Source organism: Modestobacter sp. VKM Ac-2984 (assembly GCF_026967985.1).
In the GTDB taxonomy this organism is placed as follows: domain Bacteria; phylum Actinomycetota; class Actinomycetes; order Mycobacteriales; family Geodermatophilaceae; genus Modestobacter.
Map to the genome: position 1 here is coordinate 84,426 of NZ_JAPVBJ010000011.1, position 22,596 is coordinate 107,021.

At 74.0% G+C, this 22,596-nt stretch carries 22 protein-coding genes and 1 pseudogene; 14 read left to right on the forward strand and 9 right to left on the reverse strand.

All coding sequences use genetic code 11. From position 1 onward, the window contains the following. Positions 1 to 79 precede the first annotated feature (79 nt). A complete protein-coding gene (locus O2W16_RS19910) occupies positions 80 to 499 on the forward strand; it encodes a DUF350 domain-containing protein (protein WP_269160570.1) in 420 nt (139 codons plus the stop codon). Positions 500 to 540: 41 nt separating this feature from the next. Here O2W16_RS19910 and O2W16_RS19915 read toward each other — a convergent pair. Then, positions 541 to 1,389: pseudogene (locus tag O2W16_RS19915) on the reverse strand (EamA family transporter); the annotation flags it as partial. A 71-nt stretch (positions 1,390 to 1,460) separates the two neighbouring features. On the opposite strand from O2W16_RS19915, the gene O2W16_RS19920 reads away from it, so the two are divergent. Both O2W16_RS19920 and O2W16_RS19925 read left to right on the forward strand, forming a co-directional pair. Continuing rightward, the gene (locus O2W16_RS19920) at positions 1,461 to 2,387 is read left to right on the forward strand and encodes a LysR family transcriptional regulator (RefSeq protein ID WP_269160571.1); all 927 of its coding nucleotides are present in this window, start codon (positions 1,461 to 1,463) and stop codon (positions 2,385 to 2,387) included. 145 nt (positions 2,388 to 2,532) lie between these two features. Then, the gene (locus O2W16_RS19925; RefSeq protein WP_269160572.1) at positions 2,533 to 3,495 is read left to right on the forward strand and encodes a GGDEF domain-containing protein; all 963 of its coding nucleotides are present in this window, start codon (positions 2,533 to 2,535) and stop codon (positions 3,493 to 3,495) included. A gap of 10 nt (positions 3,496 to 3,505) precedes the next feature. Here O2W16_RS19925 and glgA read toward each other — a convergent pair whose 3' ends face one another. Continuing rightward, on the reverse strand, positions 3,506 to 4,678 hold the full coding sequence (gene glgA, locus O2W16_RS19930; protein WP_269160573.1) for a glycogen synthase: 1,173 nt from the start codon (positions 4,676 to 4,678) through the stop codon (positions 3,506 to 3,508). Between the two features lie 71 nt (positions 4,679 to 4,749). On the opposite strand from glgA, the gene glgC reads away from it, so the two are divergent. Both glgC and O2W16_RS19940 read left to right on the forward strand, forming a co-directional pair. Then, positions 4,750 to 5,970, forward strand: a complete 1,221-nt coding sequence (glgC, locus tag O2W16_RS19935; RefSeq protein ID WP_269160574.1) for a glucose-1-phosphate adenylyltransferase — start codon at positions 4,750 to 4,752, stop codon at positions 5,968 to 5,970. 6 nt (positions 5,971 to 5,976) lie between these two features. Then, positions 5,977 to 6,543, forward strand: a complete 567-nt coding sequence (locus O2W16_RS19940; protein WP_269160575.1) for a 2'-5' RNA ligase family protein — start codon at positions 5,977 to 5,979, stop codon at positions 6,541 to 6,543. Here O2W16_RS19940 and O2W16_RS19945 read toward each other — a convergent pair. Continuing rightward, positions 6,540 to 7,217, reverse strand: a complete 678-nt coding sequence (locus O2W16_RS19945; protein WP_269160576.1) for an O-methyltransferase — start codon at positions 7,215 to 7,217, stop codon at positions 6,540 to 6,542. The genes O2W16_RS19940 and O2W16_RS19945 overlap by 4 nt on opposite strands. Positions 7,218 to 7,448: 231 nt before the next feature. Here O2W16_RS19945 and sigE point away from each other — a divergent pair, with 231 nt between their 5' ends. The 4 genes from sigE to O2W16_RS19965 all read left to right on the forward strand — a co-directional run bounded on the left by sigE (position 7,449) and on the right by O2W16_RS19965 (position 10,780). Then, positions 7,449 to 8,054, forward strand: a complete 606-nt coding sequence (gene sigE / locus O2W16_RS19950; protein ID WP_269160577.1) for an RNA polymerase sigma factor SigE — start codon at positions 7,449 to 7,451, stop codon at positions 8,052 to 8,054. Further along, the gene (locus O2W16_RS19955; RefSeq protein WP_269160578.1) at positions 8,051 to 8,629 is read left to right on the forward strand and encodes an anti-sigma factor family protein; all 579 of its coding nucleotides are present in this window, start codon (positions 8,051 to 8,053) and stop codon (positions 8,627 to 8,629) included. The genes sigE and O2W16_RS19955 overlap by 4 nt, the downstream gene beginning before the upstream one ends. A 245-nt stretch (positions 8,630 to 8,874) precedes the next feature. Further along, positions 8,875 to 10,236, forward strand: a complete 1,362-nt coding sequence (locus O2W16_RS19960) for a S1C family serine protease (protein WP_269160579.1) — start codon at positions 8,875 to 8,877, stop codon at positions 10,234 to 10,236. Positions 10,237 to 10,381: 145 nt separating this feature from the next. After that, positions 10,382 to 10,780 carry a twin-arginine translocase TatA/TatE family subunit gene (locus tag O2W16_RS19965; protein ID WP_269160580.1) on the forward strand — a complete coding sequence of 133 codons (399 nt, stop codon included), beginning with the start codon at positions 10,382 to 10,384 and terminating at the stop codon, positions 10,778 to 10,780. Positions 10,781 to 10,906: 126 nt separating this feature from the next. On the opposite strand, the gene O2W16_RS19970 is transcribed toward O2W16_RS19965, so the two are convergent. Then, positions 10,907 to 12,067, reverse strand: a complete 1,161-nt coding sequence (locus O2W16_RS19970) for an Mrp/NBP35 family ATP-binding protein (RefSeq protein WP_269160581.1) — start codon at positions 12,065 to 12,067, stop codon at positions 10,907 to 10,909. Positions 12,068 to 12,358: 291 nt separating this feature from the next. On the opposite strand from O2W16_RS19970, the gene O2W16_RS19975 reads away from it, so the two are divergent. The 3 genes from O2W16_RS19975 to O2W16_RS19985 are packed head-to-tail and all read left to right on the forward strand — an operon-like array spanning position 12,359 to position 14,946. Further along, positions 12,359 to 13,888 (forward strand): esterase, encoded by a 1,530-nt coding sequence (locus tag O2W16_RS19975; RefSeq protein ID WP_269160582.1) that lies wholly within the window; start codon positions 12,359 to 12,361, stop codon positions 13,886 to 13,888. Positions 13,889 to 13,939: 51 nt separating this feature from the next. Then, positions 13,940 to 14,632, forward strand: a complete 693-nt coding sequence (locus O2W16_RS19980; RefSeq protein WP_269160583.1) for an AzlC family ABC transporter permease — start codon at positions 13,940 to 13,942, stop codon at positions 14,630 to 14,632. Continuing rightward, positions 14,629 to 14,946: an AzlD domain-containing protein gene (locus tag O2W16_RS19985; RefSeq protein ID WP_269160584.1), complete on the forward strand. Its 318-nt coding sequence runs from the start codon at positions 14,629 to 14,631 to the stop codon at positions 14,944 to 14,946. Before O2W16_RS19980 ends, O2W16_RS19985 begins: the two co-directional genes overlap by 4 nt. A gap of 48 nt (positions 14,947 to 14,994) precedes the next feature. On the opposite strand, the gene O2W16_RS19990 is transcribed toward O2W16_RS19985, so the two are convergent. Genes O2W16_RS19990 through O2W16_RS20005 form a run of 4 tightly spaced genes read right to left on the reverse strand, consistent with a single transcriptional unit; the run spans position 14,995 to position 18,482 of the window. Beyond that, the gene (locus O2W16_RS19990) at positions 14,995 to 15,396 is read right to left on the reverse strand and encodes a universal stress protein (RefSeq protein ID WP_269160585.1); all 402 of its coding nucleotides are present in this window, start codon (positions 15,394 to 15,396) and stop codon (positions 14,995 to 14,997) included. Continuing rightward, positions 15,393 to 16,934 (reverse strand): tripartite tricarboxylate transporter permease, encoded by a 1,542-nt coding sequence (locus O2W16_RS19995; protein ID WP_269160586.1) that lies wholly within the window; start codon positions 16,932 to 16,934, stop codon positions 15,393 to 15,395. The genes O2W16_RS19990 and O2W16_RS19995 overlap by 4 nt, the downstream gene beginning before the upstream one ends. After that, complete coding sequence (locus O2W16_RS20000) at positions 16,927 to 17,469, reverse strand: tripartite tricarboxylate transporter TctB family protein (RefSeq protein WP_269160587.1); 543 nt, start codon at positions 17,467 to 17,469, stop codon at positions 16,927 to 16,929. The genes O2W16_RS19995 and O2W16_RS20000 overlap by 8 nt, the downstream gene beginning before the upstream one ends. Then, positions 17,466 to 18,482 (reverse strand): Bug family tripartite tricarboxylate transporter substrate binding protein, encoded by a 1,017-nt coding sequence (locus O2W16_RS20005; RefSeq protein ID WP_269160588.1) that lies wholly within the window; start codon positions 18,480 to 18,482, stop codon positions 17,466 to 17,468. The genes O2W16_RS20000 and O2W16_RS20005 overlap by 4 nt, the downstream gene beginning before the upstream one ends. A gap of 155 nt (positions 18,483 to 18,637) precedes the next feature. Between O2W16_RS20005 and O2W16_RS20010 the strand changes: the two genes are divergently transcribed. After that, positions 18,638 to 20,233 carry an ATP-binding protein gene (locus tag O2W16_RS20010; protein ID WP_269160589.1) on the forward strand — a complete coding sequence of 532 codons (1,596 nt, stop codon included), beginning with the start codon at positions 18,638 to 18,640 and terminating at the stop codon, positions 20,231 to 20,233. Further along, the gene (locus tag O2W16_RS20015; RefSeq protein WP_269160590.1) at positions 20,230 to 20,949 is read left to right on the forward strand and encodes a response regulator; all 720 of its coding nucleotides are present in this window, start codon (positions 20,230 to 20,232) and stop codon (positions 20,947 to 20,949) included. Before O2W16_RS20010 ends, O2W16_RS20015 begins: the two co-directional genes overlap by 4 nt. A gap of 28 nt (positions 20,950 to 20,977) precedes the next feature. On the opposite strand, the gene O2W16_RS20020 is transcribed toward O2W16_RS20015, so the two are convergent. Continuing rightward, positions 20,978 to 22,558, reverse strand: coding sequence for an MDR family MFS transporter (locus O2W16_RS20020; protein ID WP_269160591.1), 1,581 nt, complete (start codon positions 22,556 to 22,558; stop codon positions 20,978 to 20,980). Positions 22,559 to 22,596: the final 38 nt, after the last annotated feature.

The following is a 22,596-nucleotide window of genomic DNA, read 5'->3' on the forward strand; positions in this document are numbered from 1 at the left end:
ATCGACGCCTGTTCCACGGGGCGATGTGGTGATGGCCCTAGGCTCAGCGCTCCGCCGTCCCCCATCTCGGAGGTCCTCTGTGCTGGCCAGCATCGGTTACGCCGTCGCCTACACCGGCGTCGGCATCATGCTGCTCGTGGTGGGCGCCCTCGCTCTCGACCTGCTCACCCCCGGCCACCTGGCCAGGCACATCTACGAGGAGCGTTCGGTCAACGCCGGCATTGCGCTGGCGGCCGGGTTCCTCGGCCAGGGCGCGATCGCGTTCACCACCATCTGGACCAACGCGACCAGTGGGTTCGGGCGGGCGCTGCTCTACACCGTGGTGTTCGGGCTGCTCGGTGTCCTGCTCCAGGCGCTGGCGTTCCTGCTGCTGGACCTGCTCACCCCCGGGCGGCTGGGCCAGCACCTCACCGAGGTGGCCTTCCACCCCGCCAGCCTGGTCTCTGCCGGAGCGACGCTGGCCGTCTCGGCGATCATCGTCGCCTCCATCTGGCCCTGACGGACCCCCCGACGGGTCCGTCGGGTCGTGGTCGCCAGCAGCACCCCGGCGACCACGAGGGCGCCGCAGCCGAGCTCCACCGCTGACGTGCTGTCGCCGAGCACCAGCCACGAGGTGCCGATGCCGACCACCGGCACCAGCATCGAGAAGGGGGCGACGGTGCTCGACGGGTGCCGGGCCATCAGCGCCGTCCAGAGCCCGGACCCCAGCAGGGTGGCCACCACGACGGTGTAGAGCAGCCCCGCCAGCGCCAGCAGCCCCTGCTGACTGCCCAGCGTGGTGAAGGAGCGGGCGATCGCCTCCGGGCCCTCGGCCACCAGGGAGACCCCGAGCATCGGCACCGGGGGGACCACGCTGATCCAGAGGGTGAGCTTGAGCGGCTCAGAGGAACGCGCCTGCCGGGCGCAGAGGTTGCCCAGCGCCCAGCCCAGCCCGCCGCACAGGGTGAGCAGCACGGGCAGCGCCAGCGCGGTGCCCCCGAGGTCGGCCCGGTAGAGGGCGATGCCGCCCAGCCCGGCGACCGCGATGCCGATGCCGGTGAGCTGGCGGGCGGTGAGCCGCTCGTGCAGCAGCAGCCCGGCCAGCAGCACGGTGAACGGGGCCGAGGACTGCAGCACCAGGGAGGCCAGTCCGGTCGGCATGCCGGTGTCCATCGCCAGGTAGAGGAAGAAGAACTGCAGGACGCCGAACCCGGTGCCGTAGCCGATCAGCCAGCGCAGCGGGACGTCGGGGCGCGGCACGAACAACAGCGTCGGGACGGCGAGGAGGGCGAAGCGCAGCGCCACCAGCGCGAAGGGCGGGAACTGCTGCAGCGACAGGTGGATGGCGGTGAAGTTCAACCCCCAGAGCACGGCGACGAGGCAGGCGAGCAGGCGGTCACGAGGGGGCACGAGATGAGCGTGCCGCCCCGCGTCGTACAACTCCAGTGAAGAGACGTTGACCGTCCGTGCAGAATGGCTACATGGATCTGCGCACCCTGGAGACGCTGCGCGCGGTCCGCAGCCAGGGCGGGGTGACCGCGGCCGCCACCGTGCTGCACCTGACGCCGTCGGCGGTCTCCCAGCAACTGGCCGGGCTCGCCGCGGAGATGGGCGTGCCGCTCACCGAGCGGGTGGGGCGCGGGCTGCGGCTCACCCCGGCGGGTGCGGCGCTGGCCGATGCCGCGGTCGACGTCGCCGTCGCCGTGGAGCGGGCCCGCGCGGCCTGCCAGGGCCATCGGGACTCACCCGTCGGCACGGTGCGCGTCTCGGCCTTCCAGAGCGCGGCGCAGCTGGTCTTCCCCCGGCTGCTCGGCGCGGTGGCCGGGTGGGACGGCGTGACGCTGGAGTGTGCCGACGAGGACGTCGCGCTCGCCGACTTCCCCGACCTCACCGATCGCTTCGACGTGGTGGTCGCCCACCGGCCGGACGGCGCCGCGGACTGGCCTCCCGGCGTGCGCGTGGTGCCGCTGTTCCGGGAACCGCTGGACGTCGCGGTGAGCCCGGGGCACCGGCTCGCCGGCCGGGGGGTGATCGGCCCCGAGGAGCTCGCCGACGAGGCGTGGATCACCGTGCGGGAGGGCTTCCCCGTGGCGCCGGTGCTGGCCGCGGTGGCGGCGCGGTCCGGGGCAGCGCCGCGCATCGCCCACCGGATCAACGACTTCACGGTCGCCACGGCGATGGTCGCGGCCGGGCACGGGATCTCACTGCTGCCCCGGCACACCACGCCCGCCTTTCCCGGGGTGCGGTTGCTGCGGCTGACCGGGGTGCCGGCCGGGCGCCGGGTGGAGGCGCTGCTGCGCCCGGACCGGGCGGAGCGGCGGGTGGTGGCGCGGGTGGTCGGGGCGCTGACGGCGCTGGCTGCCGAGATCGACACCGTGCCGGCCGAGCCGTCTGACCGATCCGGGTGAGGTCCTGCCGGGAACCGGTCCGCACGCCTGGAGCCAGCAGCTAGGTTGCCCACAACGGAACCGCCCGGTCTCGCGCCGGTGCCGGGACCGTCCGGCACCGGGCCCAGCGAGCACCGGGCACAGGGCGAGGACCGGGAGGTGGCAGGTGCGGAACGGACTCGAGGTGGCGACCGCCCGGATCATCGGCCCGGTCATCGGCTCGCTGTACGTGGCCGGCGGCCTCGCCGTCCTCGCGGTCGTCGGGTTCGGCGGGATCGGGGAGCGGTCCGTCTCGCCCCTGCTGACCGCGATCGGCCTGATCGCGATGTTGGCCGGCGCCGGGGTGGTCCGCTGGGGGCACCACCTGCCGCGACCGGTGTTCCACCTGATGGTCTTCCTGGGCACCGGGCTGATCAGCGCCGTCGTGTACGCGGCGCCCGATCCGGCCTCGTCCGTGGCGCTGGCCGGCATCTACTCCTTCGTCGCGGTCGCGGCGTTCTTCCTGTTCACCCTGCCCGTGGCCTCGGCCTACCTCGGCCTCGCGCTCGCCGCCTGCACCGGCGTCCTGCTGCTGAGCGGGGTGTCGACCGGCCCGGTGGTCGCGCTCGCCGTCGTGATGGCCGCGATCGGCCTGGTGGTCGCCACGCTCGCCCGGCGCGCCTCGGCGGCCAGCCTGGACGGGCTCACCGGCCTGGCCAACCGGCGCGGCTTCGACGACGCGCTCGAGGAGACCGTGCGGGTCGCCGTGCGCACCGGCACCGACCTGTCCGTGGCGCTGGTGGACATCGACCACTTCAAGTCCATCAACGACCAGCACGGGCACGCCGCAGGCGACGAGCTGCTCCGGACCGTCGCCGACGAGTGGCTGCCGCGGGTGCCCCGCGTATCGGTGCTGGCCCGGCACGGCGGGGACGAGTTCGCCCTGCTGCTGCCCGCCCACGCCGGCCCGGCTGCACTGGCGGTGGTCGAGCAGCTGCGGGTCGCCTGCACGGGCGTGCCGCTGTCGATCGGCGTCGCCCAGCACGAGCCGGGGGAGCCGACGTCCCAGTTGATGCGCCGCGCCGACAGCGCCCTGTACCGGGCGAAGGCGGCCGGGCGCGCCCGCACCGTCTTGTACGAGGACGGCTGAGCAGCTCCGGTCAGCCGCGGGCGGCGAGCACCGACTCGTAGACCTCGACGGTCTGTTGGGCGATCGCCGGCCAGCCGAACTCGGCCAGGACCCGCTCCCGGCCGGCCGCGCCCATCGCGGCGGCGCGGTCGGGGTCGGCGAGCAGCTCGGCCATCCGCGCCGCCAGCCCGGCCGCGAAGGCGGCCGGGTCCTCGGCGTCGTAGGGCACCAGCAGCCCGGTGCGGCCGTCGTCGACGACCTCCGGGATGCCGCCCACGGCGCTGGCCACGACCGCGGTGCCGCAGGCCGCGGCCTCCAGGTTCACGATGCCCAGGGGCTCGTACACCGACGGGACGACGAAGACCGTCGCCCCGGTGATCAGCGGCACCAGCTGTTCGCGGGGCAGCATCTGCTCGATCCAGACCACGCCGCTGCGGCGGGTCTGCAGCTCCGCCACGGCGTCGGCGACCTGCGCGCGCTCGGCCGGGGTGTCGGGTGCGCCCGCGCAGAGGACCAGACCGGCCTCCGCCGGCAGCTGCTCGGCCGCGGCCAGCAGGTGCACCAGCCCCTTCTGCCGGGTGATCCGGCCGACGAACAGCGCGTACGGCCGGTCGGGGTCGACCCCGACCGAGCGGACGACGTCGGGTGCCTGGACCGGCCGGTAGGCCTGGGCGTCGACCCCGTTGCCGACCACGACCACCTTCGCCGGGTCCAGGTCGGGGTAGACCTCGAGCACGTCGGCCCGCATGCCCCGGCTGACCGCGATCACCGCGTCGGCGGAGGCGTAGGCGGTCCGTTCCACCCAGGAGGAGAGCCGGTAGCCCCCGCCCAGCTGGTCGGCCTTCCACGGCCGGCGGGGCTCCAGCGAGTGCGCGGTCACCACGTGCGCCGAGCCGTGCACCAGCGAGGCCAGGTGCCCGGCGTGGTTGGCGTACCAGGTGTGCGAGTGCACCAGCTCGGCGTCGGCCAGCGCGGCGGCGATCTCCACGTCGACCCCGACGGCCTGCAGCGCGCCGTTGGCGGCCTGCAGCCCCGACGGCACCCCGTGGCCGGTCGCGTCCGCACGTGGCCCACCGAAACAGTGGACGTCCAGCTCCGGCCCCTGCTCGAGGCCACGCAGGGCCGCGACGAGGTGCTCGACGTGCACCCCGGCCCCTCCGTAGACGTCCGGCGGCCATTCCCGGGTGATCACTCCGACGCGCACGGACTCACCCTAGGTGGTGGACGCGCGCCGTCGATGGGGCAAACCGCGGGCGCACCCGTTACGGTCCGTCCATGCGTGGTGGTCCTCGGGTGCTCGGCATCGTCCTTGCAGGTGGTGAGGGGAAGCGGCTCGCCCCGCTGACCCAGGACCGGGCGAAGCCCGCGGTCCCCTTCGGGGGCAACTACCGGCTCATCGACTTCGTGCTCTCCAGCCTGGTCAACGCCGACATCCGGCGGATCGCGGTGCTCACCCAGTACAAGAGCCACTCGCTGGACCGGCACATCACCACCGTGTGGCGGATGTCGACGCTGCTGGGCAGCTACATCACCCCGGTGCCGGCGCAGCAGCGGCTGGGCCCGCGCTGGTACACCGGCAGCGCCGACGCGATCTACCAGAGCCTCAACCTGATCTACGACGACCGGCCGGAGATCGTCGTCGTCTTCGGTGCCGACCACGTGTACCGGATGGACCCGTCGCAGATGATCGACCAGCACCTGGCCACCGGCGCCGGCGTGACCGTCGCGGGCCTGCGGGTGCCCCGCCAGGAGGCGACCGCCTTCGGGGTCATCGACGCCGACGAGAACGGCAAGGTGCGCCAGTTCCTGGAGAAGCCGGCCGACCCGCCGGGGATGCCGGGCAGCCCGGAGGAGACGTTCGCCTCGATGGGCAACTACGTCTTCACCACCGACGCGCTGCTCGAGGCCCTGCGGGTCGACGCCGCCGACGAGAACTCGGTGCACGACATGGGCGGGTCGATCATGCCGATGATGGCCGACGCCGGCGACGCCTACGTCTACGACTTCAGCAGCAACGTCGTGCCCGGCGAGACCGAGCGCGACCACGGCTACTGGCGTGACGTGGGGACGCTGGACGCCTACTACGACTCGCACATGGACCTGGTCTCGGTCAGCCCGATCTTCAACCTCTACAACGACCGTTGGCCGATCTACACGCTGCCGCCGATGCTGCCGCCGGCGAAGTTCGTGCTCGGCGGCCGGGCCGAGGAGTCGATGGTCAGCGCCGGGGTGATCATCGACGGCGGCTCGGTGCACGGCTCCGTCGTCGCACCGAACGTGCGGCTGGAACGGGGTTCGCGGGTCGAGGCCAGCGTGCTGATGGACGGCGTCCACATCGGTGAGGGCGCCGTCGTGCGCCGCGCCATCCTGGACAAGAACGTCGTCGTCCCGCCCGGTGCGCAGATCGGGGTCGACCCCGAGCGGGACCGGGAGCGGTACCACGTGACCGCGAGCGGCATCACCGTCCTGGGCAAGGGCTCCCGCGCGATCCTCTAGCCGGCCGTGTCGGCACCGCTGATCGTGACGCTGCTGCTGGACGAGGCTGCGCAGCAGCGGTTCGACCGGCTGCGGACGGCGCACTTCCCGGCCCGGCCCCTTCGAGGGGCCCGCCCCGAGCTCGCGAGGGGTGGGGGCGAAGGGGTGTTTCGACTGCAGGCACACGTGACGCTGTTCCACGCACTGCCCGGCGAGCACCGGGCGGCCGTCGGCCGCGAGCTGGCGGCGGTGGCTGCGCGGCCGGCGTTCGAGGTGGCGGTCACCGGGGTCCGCTTCCTCGGTGGTGGCGTTGCGCTGGACCTGTCGGCGCCCGAGCTGACGACACTGCGCGCCGGCCTGGCCGACGCCTTCGACCCGTGGCTGACCCGGCAGGACCGGCAGTGGTCCCGCCCGCACGTGACCGTGCAGAACAAGGTCGCCCCGGAGACCGCACGGGCGCTGCACGCCGAGCTGGCTGCGTCCTTCGTGCCGGCGACGGTGACCGCCCGCGGCCTGGGGCTGTGGCGCTACCTGGGCGGACCGTGGGCCGCGGAGGCGGAGTTCCCGTTCCGCCAGGAGCGGCCGGACCGCTAGGAGCGCTTGGTGGCGACCAGCAGGCCGGTGCCGATCGGCAGCACCGCGCAGGTCAGCGTCTCGTCCTCGCGCAGGGTCCGGGCGATCTCCCGCCACGCGACGGTCTGCGCGTCCCGGGCCGCGGGGTCGGCGATCCTGTCCTCGGCGAGCAGGCCGTGGCAAATCAGCGACCCGCTGTGCCGGATCAGCCCCAGCAGGCCGGTCAGGTTGCCGGCGTACTCCAGCGGCGGGCCGGCGCAGCTGACCAGGTCGTAGGCGCCGGGGGACAGCCGCGGCAGCACCTCCCCGGGCGTGCCGAAGATCAGTCGGGTGCGCCCGCTGGGGACGCCGGCCTCGGTGAAGGCCTGCCGGGCGGCACGCAGCTCGGCCGGGTCGGCGTCCAGGGCGGTGAGGACGCCGTCGGGGCGCATCCCCTGGAGCAGCCAGAGTCCGGCCACCCCGCCGCCGCTGCCGATGGACACCACCGAGCGGGCGTCGCAGGCCGCGGCGAGCACGGAGAGCGTCGCGCCCACGGCCGGCTCGACCGGGACCTGGGTCCCGAACGCGTCGGCCGAGGTCACGGCGCGCTGGCGGGCGGCCACCTGGGCGGGGGTCTCGGCGGCGAAGCTGTCGGCATAGGTCGCCGCGTCGGTCGGGGTGCCGCCGGTGGGGGGCGGTCCGGCAACGCTGGTCACCGGGCGAGGGTAGTGGCGGGGGCGGGGTCGCCGCCCGGCCGGGTGGAGAGGCCGACACGACCCGGCCGGCTGCCTGGCAACCGGCTGTGTGTCTGCACCGCGCGGGAACACCGGCCGCGCCCGACCGTTGCACTGGACGTGCGTCTCTCGCGTACCACCAGTCAGCGCTCCACCGAGCGGTCCACGCCTGCAGGGGAGGTGTCGAGCGCGGCCGTCTGCGATCCTGGGTCCGTGACCGAGCCCTCCGCGACCGGGTCGGCGGCCCCTGCCGACCTCGAGCCCGCGGCCGCCGCGGCCGAGGGCTGGGTGGCGCCCACCTGGGAGCAGGTCGTCCGGGACCACTCGGCGCGGGTCTACCGGCTGGCCTACCGGCTCTCGGGCAACCAGCAGGACGCCGAGGACCTCACCCAGGAGACCTTCGTCCGGGTGTTCCGCTCGCTCGCCGACTTCTCGCCGGGCACCTTCGAGGGCTGGCTGCACCGGATCACGACCAACCTGTTCCTGGACATGGTGCGTCGCCGGCAGCGCATCCGCTTCGACGCCCTGCCCGAGGACACCGAGCGGCTGCCCGGCTCCGCGCCGTCCCCGGAGCAGGTGTACGCCGACACCCACCTCGACCCGCAGATCCAGGCCGCCCTCGACGCGCTGTCCCCGGAGTTCCGGGTCGCGGTCGTGCTGTGCGACATCGAGGGCCTCACCTACGAGGAGATCTCGGCGACCCTCGGCATCAAGCTGGGCACCGTGCGCAGCCGCATCCACCGTGGTCGCGTGCAGTTGCGCGAGGCGCTGGCCCACCTCGCCCCGGGTCGGCCCGTCCCCGCCGTGGAGGTGTCGTGAGCATCCCGGAGAGCCACCTCGCCCAGGAGGCGATCGCCGCCCTCGTCGACGGAGAGCTCTCCGGCGGTGCGGCGAACCGGGCGGCCCGGCACCTGACCGGCTGCGCGCAGTGCCGGATGGCGGTCGCCGCGCAGCGCGAGGCCAAGGACGCACTGCGGCACGGCGTCGACGTCGCGGTCCCCGGTGACCTCCTCTCCCGGCTGCAGGCCATCCCGTTCACGGCCGCCGGCCCCGGCGGCGGGCTGGGCTCGCTGAGCGCCGGTTCCGACGGGCTCACCGCCACCGGCGCGGGTGGCTCCTGGGCGATCCCGTTGGCCCCCACCGAGACGGCACCCCGTTCCGACGGCGGCGCCCGCTGGCTGCGGCGGGGGATGACCGGGGCGCTGGCCGGGCTCGGCCTGGGCGTCGCGGTGCTCGCCGTCAACCTGCCCACCGCCGACCTGCCGAGCCGGGAGCCGGTCGCCGGCCCCGTCCGGTACACGGCGCCGACCGAGCGCACCGACATCGTCCCGCCGGTGGTGCGGGCGTTCACCGTCGGTTCCCGCACCGGCCTGGCGGATGGTGGGACGCCCTGAGCGCGACGCCCGGCACCGAGCCGTCCGACGCGGGCTCACGGCTCCCTGACTCCGCCCACACGCCCGGCCGGCCCGAGGAGCAGTCGGCGGCCTACGGTCGACCCGCGGGGACGACGGGCGCCTTCGCGCCGACCGGCTCCCGGCTGCAGCCGCACACGCCACCCGCCCCGACCCCCCAGCCCGAGCAGCAGGCCGCCTTCGGCCGGCCGGCCGCGGTCGAGGGGTCCTTCGGCGCCGACCGTCCCGTGCCCGCACCCCGGCCGCTGCCCCCGCCGCCGCCGGAGGCCGTGCTCCGGGCGTTCGCGCCGCGGGACGGAGCCACCGGTCTGGGTGAGCCCCCCGGTGGCCGTCCTGCGCGGCGGCGCACCGCCGCTGCCCCGTTCTGGAAGCCCGACGCCGCGGCAGACCCGTGGCGTGACCCGCACGCCCCCGCCGCGCTCGGTGCGCCCGCGCAGTACCCCGAGGAGCCGCAGCAGTCCGGCCCGGTGGTGCTCGACCCGCAGGGCCGCCGCAAGGTCCGGGTCCGCGACCTCTCCGTCCGGCTGACCGTGCTGGCGCTGTTGAGCCTGCTGCTGGTCGGCATGGTCGGTGGCACGACCGCCTGGTACCTGGGCCGGACGGCCGACGAGGCGCCGCTGCTGGCCGAGGGCACCCAGCTCTCCGAGGTGTCTCCGGGCACCAGTCGGGAGCCCGGTTCGATCTCCGACATCGCCGGCCGGATCATGCCCGCCGTGGTCTCCATCGAGGTCCGGCTGGCCGGCGCAGGCGCCACCGGGTCCGGCGTCGTGGTGGACGCCGACGGCGGCTACATCGTCACCAACAACCACGTGATCTCCGGTGCGGCCGACGTCGAGGGCGCAGAGATCCGCGCGGTCTTCAGCGACGGCAGCGGTTCGACCGCCCGCATCGTCGGCCGGGACCCGGCCAGCGACCTCGCCGTCCTCAAGGTGGACAAGCCCGGCCTGGTCGCGGCGTCCCTCGGCAGCGTCAGCGACCTGGTCGTCGGCGACCCGGTGGTGGCCATCGGTTCACCGCTGGGCCTGGCCGGCACGGTCACCAGCGGCATCGTCAGCGCGCTGGACCGCCCGGTGCGGCTGTCCGGCGATGGAAGCGACACCAACGCCGTGATCAGCGCCGTGCAGACCGACGCGCCGATCAACCCGGGCAACTCCGGAGGTGCCCTCGTCGACGCCACCGGCGCGGTCATCGGGATTAACACCGCGATCGCCTCGGTGGCGGGCGCAGGCACCACCGGCGGTTCGATCGGCCTCGGCTTCGCCATCCCGATCGACACGGTGCGGGACATCAGCGAGGAGCTGATCAGCACCGGGACGGCGGTGCACGCCTCGCTCGGGGTGAACGCCCGCACGGTGACCGACGGCACCCGCGACGGGGCGCTGGTGCTCAACGTCGAGCCGGACAGCGGTGCCGCCGAGGCCGGGGTGCAGGAGCAGGACGTGGTGATCGCGGTCGACGGCGAACCGGTGCGCAGCTCGGAGGAGCTGGCAGTCGAGGTCGACGCCCACGAGCCGGGTGACACTGTCACGCTGGAGCTGGTGCGGGGCGGCAGCTCCCGCGAGGTCGACGTCACCCTCGGCATGGCCTAGGCCCCCTTCCGGGCCCGCGCTGAGCTTGCGAAGCGTGGGGAGAAGGGGGTCCTTCTGCCACTGTTGGGCTGCGGGTCTCCTGACAGCAAGGCGGTCCACCTACGCTGGACACGACCGCGGTGCGCGGTGGGCGCGAGGAGGAGCGGTGTTCGACTCGATCGGCTGGGGCGAGATCGTCGTCCTGGCGCTGGCGGCGCTGTTCATCTTCGGGCCCGACCGGCTCCCCACGCTGGCCAAGGACGCAGCCAGCGGGTTGAAGAAGGCGCGTGACGCGGTCACCGGGGTGCGCGGGCAGCTGCACGACACTCTGGGCGACGACTTCGACCACCTGCGTGACATCGACCTGCGGCAGTACCACCCGAAGACCTTCATCCGCTCCCAGCTGATGGGCGACGACGACGCCCCGGCCCGCACCGTGAGCACCGCCGCCGGGGCGACCGCAGCAGGGGCGACCGCCGCCACGGCGGGCCGTGCCACGGCAGGGCAGATGACCGGCAGCCGGGACGCGAGCACCCCGCCGCCGTTCGACGTCGACGCCACCTGAGGAAGGACCTCGGTGCCCCCCACCTCTCGCTGACGCTCGACGCGGGACGCTGCACCGAGGCCGACCGGGAACAGCAGAGGCCGGTCACCCCCGCGGGGTGACCGGCCTCTGTGGTGCTGAGCGTGACTAGCGCTTGACGGGGGTCAGCCCCAGCGACATGCCGGACAGCCCGCGCTGGCGGACGGCGAGGGCGTCAGCGATCGCGGACAGCGACTGGGCGGCGGGGGCGTCGGGCTGGGCGAGCACGATCGGCGCACCGGCGTCACCGGCCTCGCGCAGCCGGGTGTCCAGCGGGATCTGGCCCAGCAGCGGCACCCGCGCACCGAGGGTCTTGGTGAGCGCGTCGGAGACGGCCTGACCACCGCCGGAACCGAAGACCTCCATCCGGGAGCCGTCGGGCAGCTCCAGCCAGGACATGTTCTCCACGACCCCGACGACCTGCTGGTGGGTCTGGGTGGCGATCGCACCGGCCCGCTCCGCCACCTCGGCGGCGGCGAGCTGCGGCGTCGTCACGACCAGGATCTCGGCGTTGGGCACCAGCTGGGCCACCGAGATCGCCACGTCACCGGTGCCGGGCGGGAGGTCCATCAGCAGCACGTCCAGGTCGCCCCACCACACGTCGGCGAGGAACTGCTGCAGCGCACGGTGCAGCATCGGGCCACGCCAGACCACGGGGGTGTTGCCCGGGGTGAACATGCCGATCGAGATGACCTTCACGCCGTAGGACTGCGGCGGCATGATCATGTTGTCGACCTGGGTCGGCTTGTCGTCCACGCCGAGCATCCGAGGCACCGAGTGGCCGTAGATGTCGGCGTCCACGACGCCCACCGACAGGCCCTTCTTGGCCAGCGCTGCGGCGAGGTTGACGGTGACGCTGGACTTGCCGACCCCGCCCTTGCCCGAGGCGACCGCGTAGACGCGGGTCAGCGAGCCGGGCTGGGCGAAGGGGATCACCGGCTCGGCGGTGTCGCTGCCGCGGACCGTCTTGCGCAGCTCGGTGCGCTGCTCGTCGCTCATGACGTCCAGGCCGACCTGGACGGAGGTGACGCCGGGGACCGCGGAGACGGCCTGGGTGACGCGGTTGGTGATGGTCTCGCGCATCGGGCAGCCGGCGACGGTCAGGTAGACCTCGATGCGCACCGCGCCCGGGTCGCCGCCGACGCCGATCTGCACGTCCTTGACCATGCCCAGCTCGGGCAGCGGACGGTTGATCTCGGGATCCTGGACGGTCGCCAGCGCCGCGTTCACGGCGTCCAGCTCCGGGGATCCGGTCAGCGTGTCGGACATGCGGGTTGTGTCTCCTTCGACGGGGAGCCTGCGGATTCCGGGCCCGTGCGGGGCCCGCGCGCCGGCGAGCCCCACTGTACGGCGGCTGATCGACCCGCCCCGGGCCAGCGGGTGTGAACCGGCCGACCCTGGTCCGGTGGGGGCGATGGCCGTTGGCGCCCGATGGCCGCCCGGCGCGCCCGGCACGACCCGCCGGTGCCCCAGAGTCACCGGGTGACAGCACTGCGGTGCGTGGTCATGATGAGGCGCCCAGTGGCGCAGCTCACCGTCGAGCAGTCGGGAGACCTCCCCATGACCCAGTTCCAGCACCGCTCCACCCGGCTCTGCGCGGTCACCGCCGCCACGGCCCTGCTGCTCGGCGGGTGGGCCGGCACCGCCGGTGCCACGGACGACCGACGCGGACCCGAGGGCCCGGTGGCCCCGGGGTTCCAGGAGGCCCAGCAGTCGCCGTCGCTGCCGGCGGTGCCCGCCCGGGACATCGAGTGGACGGTCGCCGACCCGGCCTTCGACTACGACCCGGCCACCGGGCAGCCGGGCGAGGCCTTCACCCCGCTGCTGGACGCGGAGGGCCAGCCGCGGACCCGGGTCCTGACCGGCGTGGAGAAGGGCGCCGGCTACCGGATCGAGGTGCCCACCGAGGGCTGGAACGGCGACGTGGTGTTCTGGGAGCACGGCTACCGCGGCACCGGGACGGTGCTCTGGGTGGACAGCCCCTCCTTCGAGCTGCGCCAGGCCTACATCGACGCGGGCTACGCATGGGCGGCGTCGTCCTACTCCGCCAACCGGTACGACATCCGGGCCGGGGTCACCTCGACGGAACGGCTGGCCCGGCTCTTCGACCGACTCGTCGCCCCGGCCGACGACCGCTACCTGCAGGGGGTGTCCATGGGCGGCCACATCATCGGCGCCCTGGTGGAGCGGCAGCGGGTGGACTGGGCCGGTGCCGCGCCGATGTGCGGGGTCATGGGGGACCTGGCCCAGTTCGACATCCGACTGGACTACAACCTGGTGGCGCAGACGCTGGCCGAGGTCGATGCGTACCCGGTGACGTCGACCGAGGCCTACCAGGCCGCGATCGCCGAGATCAAGACGACCCTGGGGCTGCCCACCTCGCCCACCGGGCCCAACCCCGAGCTGACCGAGCGGGGGGAGACCTTCCAGGACGTCGTGATCGACCTGACCGGCGGCCCCCGGCCGGCCGACGAGGCCGCCTTCACCTACTGGGAGGGGCTGACCTTCAACCTGGGCCGGTTCGCCGACGACCCGACCGGGACGCTGGGTGGGCTCACCGCCGGCTCGGTGGCCGAGAACGCCGATCGGCTGTACCCGACCACCTTCACCTTCCCGGACGGCTCGACGCTGAACTCCCGGATCGAGCGGGTCGAGGCCGCGCCTGGCACCCGCAAGGAGACCGGGAAGGCGCCGATCATCCAGCTGGACGCCGACTTCTCCGTCCCGGTCCTGTCGGTGCACACGATCGGTGACATGTTCGTGCCGTTCGAGCACCAGCGGATCTACGCCGCCGAGGCCGCGCTCCAGGGCACCGGCGGGCTGCTGGTGCAGCGGACGGTCCGGTCGGTCGGGCACTGCGAGTTCAGCCCGGAGGAGGCGGCACAGACCTTCACCGACCTGGTGACCTGGGTCGAGTCCCTCGAGGGGGGCGGCCCGGTGGTGCGGCCGGCAGGGGAGGACGTGCTGAACCGGAACGCGGTGGCCGAGGCGGACCTCGGGTGTGCGTTCACGGTGCCGCAGACCGGCGGGACCCGGGACCTCTTCCCGGCCTGCCCGGTGGTCGAGGAGCCGGTGGGCGCCGGCTCCTGACCGCGGCGCCCCCGGCCCTGACCGGCCGGGGGGGCCGCCTAGGGTCGGCCCGTGCCGTCCGATGCCCGCACCGCCACCCTCCGGGACGCCGTCGGGCTCGGCGTGGCGGTGGGGCTGTACGGGATCGCCTTCGGCGCCGCGGCGGCCGGGGCCGGGCTGGACACCTGGCAGGCGCTGGCGACGTCGGCGCTGATGTTCACCGGGGCCTCCCAGTTCGCGATGATCGGCGTCCTCGGTGCCGGCGGTGGCGCGCTCTCCGCCGTCGGCAGCGCCCTGCTGCTGGGCACCCGCAACACCGTCTACGGCGTCCGGCTCGCCCCGATGCTGGCGCCGCGGGGCTGGCTGCGCCGGGCCGGGGCGGCGCACTGGGTGATCGACGAGACGACGGCGATGGCGGTCGCCGCGCCGGACCGGGAGCTGGGCCGGCTGGCGTTCTGGGTCACCGGCGCCACGATCTACCTCGGCTGGAACGTCACGACGCTGATCGGCTCGCTGGGGGCAGCGGCGCTGGGGGAGACGGCGCAGGCCGCGCTGGACGCCGTCGTGCCGGCGGCCTTCCTGGCGCTGCTGTGGCCCCGGTTGCAGCGCTCGGCGCGGGAGCCGGGCGTGCAGCGGCGGGTGGCGCTCGGCGGTGCGGTGATCGCGCTGGCGCTCACCCCGTTCGTGCCGGCCGGGGTGCAGGTGGTGCTGGCCGTGGTCGCGGTGGCGCTGGCCGGCCGGCCGCGGCGGACGGCGGCAGCGTGAGCAGCGGCACGCTGTGGGCGGTGGTGCTGGCCGGCTCGCTGGGCTGCTACCTGCTGAAGCTGGCCGGTCTCTCGGTGCCCGCGGCCTGGGTGGAGCGGCCGTGGGTGACCCGGGTGGTGGAGTTCGTGCCGGCGGCGCTGCTGGCCGCGCTGGTCGCCGTCCAGGCTGCGACGTCGGGGCCGCAGCTGACGGTCGACGGCCGGCTGGCCGGGCTCGCGGTGGCGGCGGTCGCGCTCGCGCTGCGGGCGCCGTTCATCGTCGTCCTCGTGCTGGCCGGTGCGGCCGGCGCGCTGGTGCACGTCCTCACCGGCTGAGTCGCCGGCTGGTGGGGGTCGCCGTCGGGACGGCGACCCCCACCCTGGTCAGTCGGCAGCCGGTGCCTTGACCGCCAGCACCGGGCACTCGGCGTCCAGGAGGATGCGCTGGGCGTCGCTGCCGAAGACCAGCTTGCCGGTGGGCGAACGCCGGCGGATGCCGATCACGATGAGCGAGGCGCCCAGCCGCGCCGCGGTCGCCGCCACCTCCTCCGCCCCGCCCCGGCCGCCGACGCGCTGGTCGAGCTCGAAGCGCAGGCCGGTCTCCTCCAGGAGGCCGCGGACCTCGGCGAGGTCCTCGGGACTGGCGTACGACGGATCGACGTAGGCGTCCCCGCGCGAGGTGTTCAGCACGTGGAGGCCCTCGCCGCGCAGGTCGGCCTCCTCCACGGCCGCCCGGAGAGCCGCGCGGCCCTCCGGCTTGGGCACGTAGCCCACCACGATCGTCATGACGAACTCCTCTCGGACTCGGCAGGCGTGGCGGCCACGGCGGCCAGCTCTGCCTCGGTACGGGCCTGGCGGCGGCGGAGCCACCAGCCCAGGAACAGGAAGACCACGAGCGCCGCGTACACGACCGCCGCGAAGGGACTCGTGACCAGGACCGTGGCGTCGCCCTGGCTGATGGCCAGGGCGCGGCGGAGCTGCTCCTCGGCGATGGGGCCCAGGATCAGGCCGACCACCGCCGGCGCGATCGGGAAGCCGAAGTTGCGCATCGCCCAGCCGAGCAGGCCGAGGAGGAACAGCAGGACCAGGTCCTCGGTCGAGGCGCCGACGGAGTAGCTGCCCAGTGCGGCGAAGGTGAGGATGCCGGCGTACAGGTAGGGCCGGGGGATCTGCAGCAGCTTCACCCAGATGCCCACCAACGGCAGGTTCAGCACCAGCAGCAGGACGTTGCCGATGTAGAGGCTGGCGATCAGGGCCCAGATCAGCGCCGACTCGTCCTGGAACAGCAGTGGCCCCGGCTGGATCCCGTAGCTCTGGAAGGCGGAGATGAGGATCGCCGCTGTGGCTGAGGTGGGGAGGCCGAGGGTGAGCAGGGGCACCAGGACCCCGGCCGCCGAGGCGTTGTTGGCCGCCTCCGGGCCGGCGACGCCCTCGATGGCGCCCTTGCCGAACTCCTCGGGGTGCTTGGAGAGCTTCCGTTCCGCCGAGTAGGACAGGAAGGTCCCGACCTCGGCCCCACCGGCCGGGAGGGTGCCGATCGGGAAGCCGATGGCGGTGCCGCGCAGCCACGGCTTCCAGGAGCGGCTCCAGTCCTGCTTGGTCATCCAGCCCTTGCCGGCCGGCACCAACGGGATGGGGCCGCGGCGCAGCCGGGAGGCGACGTACAGCGCCTCCCCGACGGCGAAGACCCCGACCGCCACGACCACGACGTCGATGCCGTCGGCGAGCGCGGGCAGCCCCAGGGTGAACCGCTGCTGACCGGTGAGCGTGTCGGTGCCGACCAGGCCGAGGAACAGCCCGATCCCGAGCGAGGCGATCCCCCGGGGCGGGCTGGAGCCCAGCACCGCGGCCACCGTCAGGAAGGCGAGCACCAGCAGGGCGACGTAGTCCGCCGGGCCGAGCTGGACCGCCAGGCGGGCGATCGTCGGCGCCACCAGGGTCAGTGCCACGGTGGCGATCGTGCCGGCCACGAACGAGCCGATGGCCGCGGTGGCCAGCGCGGCCGAGCCCCGGCCGGCCTTGGCCATCCGGTTGCCCTCCAGGGCGGTGATGATGGAGGAGGACTCACCGGGTGCGTTGAGCAGGATGGACGTGGTCGACCCGCCGTACATGCCGCCGTAGTAGATGCCGGCGAACATGATGAAGGCCGCGGTGGGCTCCAGCGAGTAGGTCAGCGGCAGGAGCAGCGCCAAGGTCATCGCCGGGCCGATGCCGGGCAGGACGCCGACGGCGGTGCCCAACGTGACGCCGATCAGCGCGTACAGCAGGTACATCGGCTGCAGGGCGGTGGCGAACCCGTCGAGCAGCGCGCCGAAGTCACCCAAGGAAGCTCACTCCCTCCAGCGGTCCGGCCGGCAGGTAGAGGTCCAGCAGCTGGGTGAACAGCACCTGGGTGGTGAAGGCGAGCACGGCCCCCACGAGCACGGGCCGCCACCAGGGGCGGGCGCCCAGCGACCAGGCGGCGCCGGCGAAGAGCACGGTCGCCGCGATGGGCCAGCCGAGGGGTTCCACCAGGACGACCAGGGCGGCGAAGGACCCGGTCAGCTTGAGCACGGTGGGCCAGTCGGTGGTGGCCGACGGATCGACGTCCTCCCCCTCCTCGGCGGCGCCACCGCGCCCGCGGGCCAGGTCGACGAAGAGCGCGAGGGAGGTGAGCACCAGCAGCACCCCGACCGCGTACGGGAAGGCCTGCGGGCCCACGGTGTTCACCGAGCTGGGCGCGACGATGGTGCTGGCGTCGACCAGGGTGAAGACCCCCAGCGCGAGCAGCCCCACGGGGAAGGCAGCCTCTGCCCAGGACCACGCCCGCCCCGGCGTACCGGTGCGGGCGTGGTCCTCAGCGGCTGCAGACGAGCTCACTCCACCAGCCCGATGTCCTGCAGGACACCGCGCACCCGCTGCTGCTCCTCCTCGAGGAAGGCATCGAACTCGTCGCCGGACAGGTAGGTGTCCTCCCAGTCGTTGAGCTCCAGCCGCTCCTGCCAGGCGTCGGACTGGACCGCCTCGTCGACGAGGTCGATCAGGTTCTGCCGGGCCTCGTCGGACAGGTCCGGCGGTCCGACGACGCCGCGCCAGTTGCTGAGCTCGACGTCCAGCCCCGCCTCGGTCAGCGTGGGGGCGTCGATGCCCTCGACCCGCTCGGCGCCGGAGACGGCCAGCGCGCGCAGCTCGCCGGCCTCGATCTGCTCGGCGTACTCGGAGACACCCGAGATGCCGGCGGAGACCTGGCTTCCCAGCAGTGCGGCCAGGGACTCACCGCCACCGGAGTAGGCCACGTAGTTCAGGTCCTCGATCGGCACGTCACCGGCCTGGGCGATCAGCCCGGCCAGGATGTGGTCGGTCCCGCCGGCCGAGCCGCCGGCGATCGACACCGCCCGGCCGTTGGCCTTCATGTCGTCGACCAGGTCCTGGATGTCCTGGTACGGCGAGTCGGCGGGCACGACGACGATCTCGTCCTCGGCCGTGAGCCGCGCGATCGGGGTGCTGTCCTCCAGCGTGGCCTGGGACTGGTTGGTCTCGATGGCGCCCAGCATCACCAGGCCCATCACCATCAGGAACTCCTCGCTGCGCTCGTTGGCGAGCTCGGCCAGGCCCACGGTGCCGCCGGCACCGCCGACGTTGGTGACCTGGGTGCTCCCGGCGAGCTCGGCCTCCTCGATGGAGGCGGCCAGCGCCCGGGCGGTCGAGTCCCAGCCGCCACCGGGGTCGGCCGGGGCCATCAGCTCCAGGCGGTCGATCGCCGCCGCCTCCACCTCGCCGCCCCCGGAGTCGCTGCAACCGGTGAGCAGGCCCAGGAGCGCCGCGCCGGCCGCGGCGGTCAGCCGCCAGGGACGCGCACCGGATCGTGGTCGTGCGCTGAGGGTCAGGGACATCGGGTGGACCTCCTCGTCCGCCGGGCCGGGGTCGGCTCGGGTTCGGTCCCGACGCTAGGAAGGCCGCGGCGCGGTGGGAACGTGACGGTCGTACTGGTTGTTTCGGTCTTTGTGGTCCCCGCCACATCCGGCGCCCGCGGCTGCACAATGAGCTGGTGCGCCGCCGGACCATGCCCCTCGGGGTCCAACTGCTGTTGCTGCAGGTGGGGATCGTGCTGACCACCGTGGTCGTGGCGGGTGCGGTGGCCGTCCAGCACCAGTACGAGCAGATCCGCGACGCCTACCGCCAGCAGGTCCTCACCGTGGCCAGCAGCACGGCTCGGCTGCCCAGCGTCGTCGACGCGTACGACCGTCCTGACCCCAGCACGACCCTGCAGCCGCTGGCCGAGCTGATCCGGGCGGCCTCCGGGGTGACCTTCGTGGTCATCACCGACGCCGAGGGGATCCGGTACTCCCACCCCGACCCCGACCGGATCGGGGATCGGGTGTCCACCGATCCGAGCCCCACGCTGGCCGGTGAGGTCTTCGTCGGTTCCGAGGAGGGCACCCTGGGCAGGTCGCTGCGCGCCAAGGTGCCGGTCCGCGACAGCTCCGGTCAGGTGGTCGGCGCCGCCTCGGTGGGCATCCTGGAGAGCCAGCTGGCCGCCGAGTTCCGGCGGGAGGCCCCGGCACTGGTCGCCTGGCTGGCCGGCGCCGCGCTGCTGGGGTCGCTGGGCTCGGTGCTCGTCGTCCGGCTCGTCCGCCGCAGGATCTTCGGGCTGGAGCCGGAGGAGATCGCGCGCCTGCTGGAGACACGGGAGGCGATGGTGCACGGCATCCGCGAGGGCCTGGTCGCCGTGGACCAGCGCGGTCGGGTGGTCCTGGTCAACGACGAGGCCTCGCGGCTGCTCGACCTGTCCGACGACGTGGTGGGCCGCGCCGCCGCCGAGGTCCTGGACGCGGCGATGCTCCCGCTGGTCGCCGGCGACCGCCCGGTGACCGACGAGCTGGTGCTGTCCGGCGAGCGGCTGCTGGTCGCGAACCGCACCCCGGCGGTCGTCGGCGGCCGCCGGGTCGCCGAGGTGCTCACCCTCCGCGACCGCACCGAGCTGGCCAGCGCGCTGCGGGAGCTGGACGGCCAGCGCAACCTGACCAACACCCTCCGCGCCCAGGCCCACGAGTTCAGCAACAAGCTGCACGTCATCCAGGGGCTGATCGAACTGGGCCGGGCGCAGGACGCGGTCGCCTTCATCGACCGGGCCGGTGGCGGGCAGCTGCTCGACAGCCGGTCCCTGGGCGCCGTGGCCGACCCGGCGGTGACGGCCCTGCTGCTCGCCAAGGCGGCGGTGGCCCACGAGCGGGGCATCGCGCTGGCCCTGGTCCCGGGTTCGTCCCTGGCGGCCGGCAGCGGGGACGACGTGGTCACCGTGCTCGGCAACCTGCTGGACAACGCGATGGACGCCACCGGGACCGGCGGGACGGTGACGGTCTTCCTCGGGCCCGGCCCGGACGGCGGGCTGGTCGTGCGGGTGGACGACGACGGGCCGGGAGTGGCCGAGGAGGACCGGGCCCGGGTCTTCGACGTGGGCGTCACGACCAAGCGGGCGACCGACGCCGACCACGGCCGTGGCATCGGCCTTGCGCTGGTGGCCAGGATCGCGGCCCGCCGCGGGGGCTCGGCCACGGTCACCTCCGCGCCCCTGGGCGGCGCCCGGGTCGACGTGCGCCTCGGGGCTCCCGCCCCGGCGATGGCCGAGGTCGCGGCGCCGTGACCGGTGAGCGCACGGTGCGGGTGCTGGTGGTGGACGACGACTTCGCGGTCGCGTCGGTGCACCGGGGGTACGTGGAGTCCGTTCCTGGCCTGGAGGTGGTGGGGGAGGTGCACCGGGGGGTCGAGGCGCTGGAGGCCGTCCAGGCGCTCGCCCCCGACCTGGTGCTCCTGGACATCCACCTGCCGGACCTCTCCGGGGTCGAGGTGCTGCGGCGGCTCCGGTCGCTGGCCGGCCCCCAGCCCGACGTCATCGTCATCACCGCCGCGCGGGAGGTGGAGACGGTCCGGGCGGCGATGACCACCGGGGTCGTCGACTACCTGGTCAAGCCGTTCTCCCTCGGCGCGTTCCGGGAACGGCTGGAGGCCTACCGGGTGCACCGGGTGGAGCTCCTGCGCCGCACGGCCGAGCCGGGACAGGGCCTCCAGCAGAGCGACGTCGACCGGCTCTTCTCCACCAGGCGGCGGGTCAGCGAACGACCCTCGGCCGCACCGCTGCCCAAGGGCCTGTCCCCCCGGACGCTGGAGTTCGTCGCCCGGACGCTCGCCAGCAGCCCCGCCGAGGACCTGTCGGCCGGCGAGGTCGGGCAGCGCTGCGGCCTGGCGCGGGTCAGCGCCCGGCGGTACCTGGAACACCTGGAGCGGTCCGGGCTGGCCGCCGTCCGCCCCCGGTACGGGGCGGCGGGGCGCCCGGAGAACGGGTACCGCTGGACCGGCTGACCGGAGGTGCGGCGGCCGCCCGGACCGCTCAGTGCGCCGGCGGCAGCTGGGCCTGCTCTTCGGCCAGCCGCTCCGCGCCGCTGGTGGTCTTCAGCGGCTTCTCCTTGATGAAGAGCACCACCAGCAGGGCCAGCGCAGCCAGCGGGGTGGCGATCAGGAACAGCTCGGCGGTCGCGTTGCCGTAGGCGTCCTGCACCACCCGGGCGACCTCCGGCGGCAGGCTGGAGACGTCGGGGACGGTGGTCTCACCGCCGCCCTCCGTGCCGCCGCCCAGCACGGCCAGGTCACCGGCGACCCGGCTGGCCAGCACCGCGCCGAGCACGCTCACCCCGACGGTGCCGCCCAGGCTGCGGAAGAAGGACAGCACCGAGGTCGCCGAGCCGAGCTCGCGGGCCGGCACGTCGTTCTGCGCGGCCAGGACCAGGTTCTGCATCAGCAGGCCGACGCCGACACCCAGCACGACCATGAACGCGCCGAGCAGCCAGATCGAGGTCTGCGCGTCGATGGTGGACAGCAGGCCGAAGCCGAGGGTCATCAGCACGCCGCCGGCGACCAGGAACCGCTTCCAGGTGCCGGTCTTGGTGATCAGCGCACCGGCGACGGTGGAGGAGACCAGCAGACCGCCGATCATCGGCAGCGACAGCAGGCCGGCCTCGGTGGGGGAGTAGCCCAGCGAGATCTGGAAGTACTGGGACAGGAAGACGGTGCCGCCGAACATCGCGATCCCGACCAGCGCACTGGCGACCACGGTGAGCGTCACGGTGCGGTTGCGGAAGATGCCGAGCGGGATGACCGGCTCGTCCACCCGCGACTCGACGACGAGCGCCAGGGCCAGCAGCACCGCGGCGCCACCGACCATCAGCGCGGTCGTGCCGGAGAGCCAGTCGAAGTCGTTGCCGGCCAGGGTCACCCAGATCAGCAGGGTGCTCACCCCGGCGGTGATCAGCAGGGCGCCCAGCCAGTCGATCCGGACGTCGTCGCGCGTGACCTGCTCGAGCTTGAGCGTCTTCTGCAGCAGCACGATCGCGGCCAGGGCGAACGGCACGCCCATGAAGAAGCACCAGCGCCAGCCCAGCCACGAGGTGTCCACGATGACGCCGCCGATCAGCGGCCCGGCGACGGTGGCCACGGCGAAGACGGCGCCGAAGATGCCGGCGTACCGGCCCAGCTCACGCGGCGGGATCATCGCCGCCATCACGATCTGCACCAGCGCGGTGAGGCCGCCGGCGCCGGCGCCCTGGATCACCCGGGCGACGATCAGCATCGTGGTGTCCTGGGAGAACCCGGCCAGCAGCGACCCGGCGACGAAGAGGGTCAGCGAGAGCTGCACCAGCAGCTTCTGGCTCACCAGGTCGGCGAGCTTTCCCCACAGCGGCACCGATGCCGTCATGGCGAGCAGCTCGGCGGTGACCACCCAGGTGTAGATCGACTGGCTGCCCTCGAGGTCGGCGATGATCACCGGCAGGGCGTTGGAGACGACGGTCGCGGCCAGGATGGACACGAAGATGCCCACCATCAGGCCGGACAGCGCCTGGAGGACCTCCCGTCGGCTCATCCTGGCCTCGGTGCTGGCTGCGCCGGCTGCGTCGGTCTCCGTGGTGGCGGACATGGTGCTCCTGTCGATGGTGCGGGTCGGTGGAGGTGGAG

What these genes read in the sequence shown, in the direction of transcription:
- O2W16_RS19975 (WP_269160582.1), top strand. Translation starts at nt 12,359, where the DNA reads ATGACCCAGTTCCAGCACCGCTCCACCCGGCTCTGCGCGGTCACCGCC.
- O2W16_RS20020 (WP_269160591.1), bottom strand. Translation starts at nt 22,558, where the DNA reads ATGTCCGCCACCACGGAGACCGACGCAGCCGGCGCAGCCAGCACCGAG.
- O2W16_RS19970 (WP_269160581.1), bottom strand. Translation starts at nt 12,067, where the DNA reads ATGTCCGACACGCTGACCGGATCCCCGGAGCTGGACGCCGTGAACGCG.
- glgC (WP_269160574.1), top strand. Translation starts at nt 4,750, where the DNA reads ATGCGTGGTGGTCCTCGGGTGCTCGGCATCGTCCTTGCAGGTGGTGAG.
- O2W16_RS19920 (WP_269160571.1), top strand. Translation starts at nt 1,461, where the DNA reads ATGGATCTGCGCACCCTGGAGACGCTGCGCGCGGTCCGCAGCCAGGGC.
- O2W16_RS19990 (WP_269160585.1), bottom strand. Translation starts at nt 15,396, where the DNA reads ATGACGATCGTGGTGGGCTACGTGCCCAAGCCGGAGGGCCGCGCGGCT.
- O2W16_RS20005 (WP_269160588.1), bottom strand. Translation starts at nt 18,482, where the DNA reads ATGTCCCTGACCCTCAGCGCACGACCACGATCCGGTGCGCGTCCCTGG.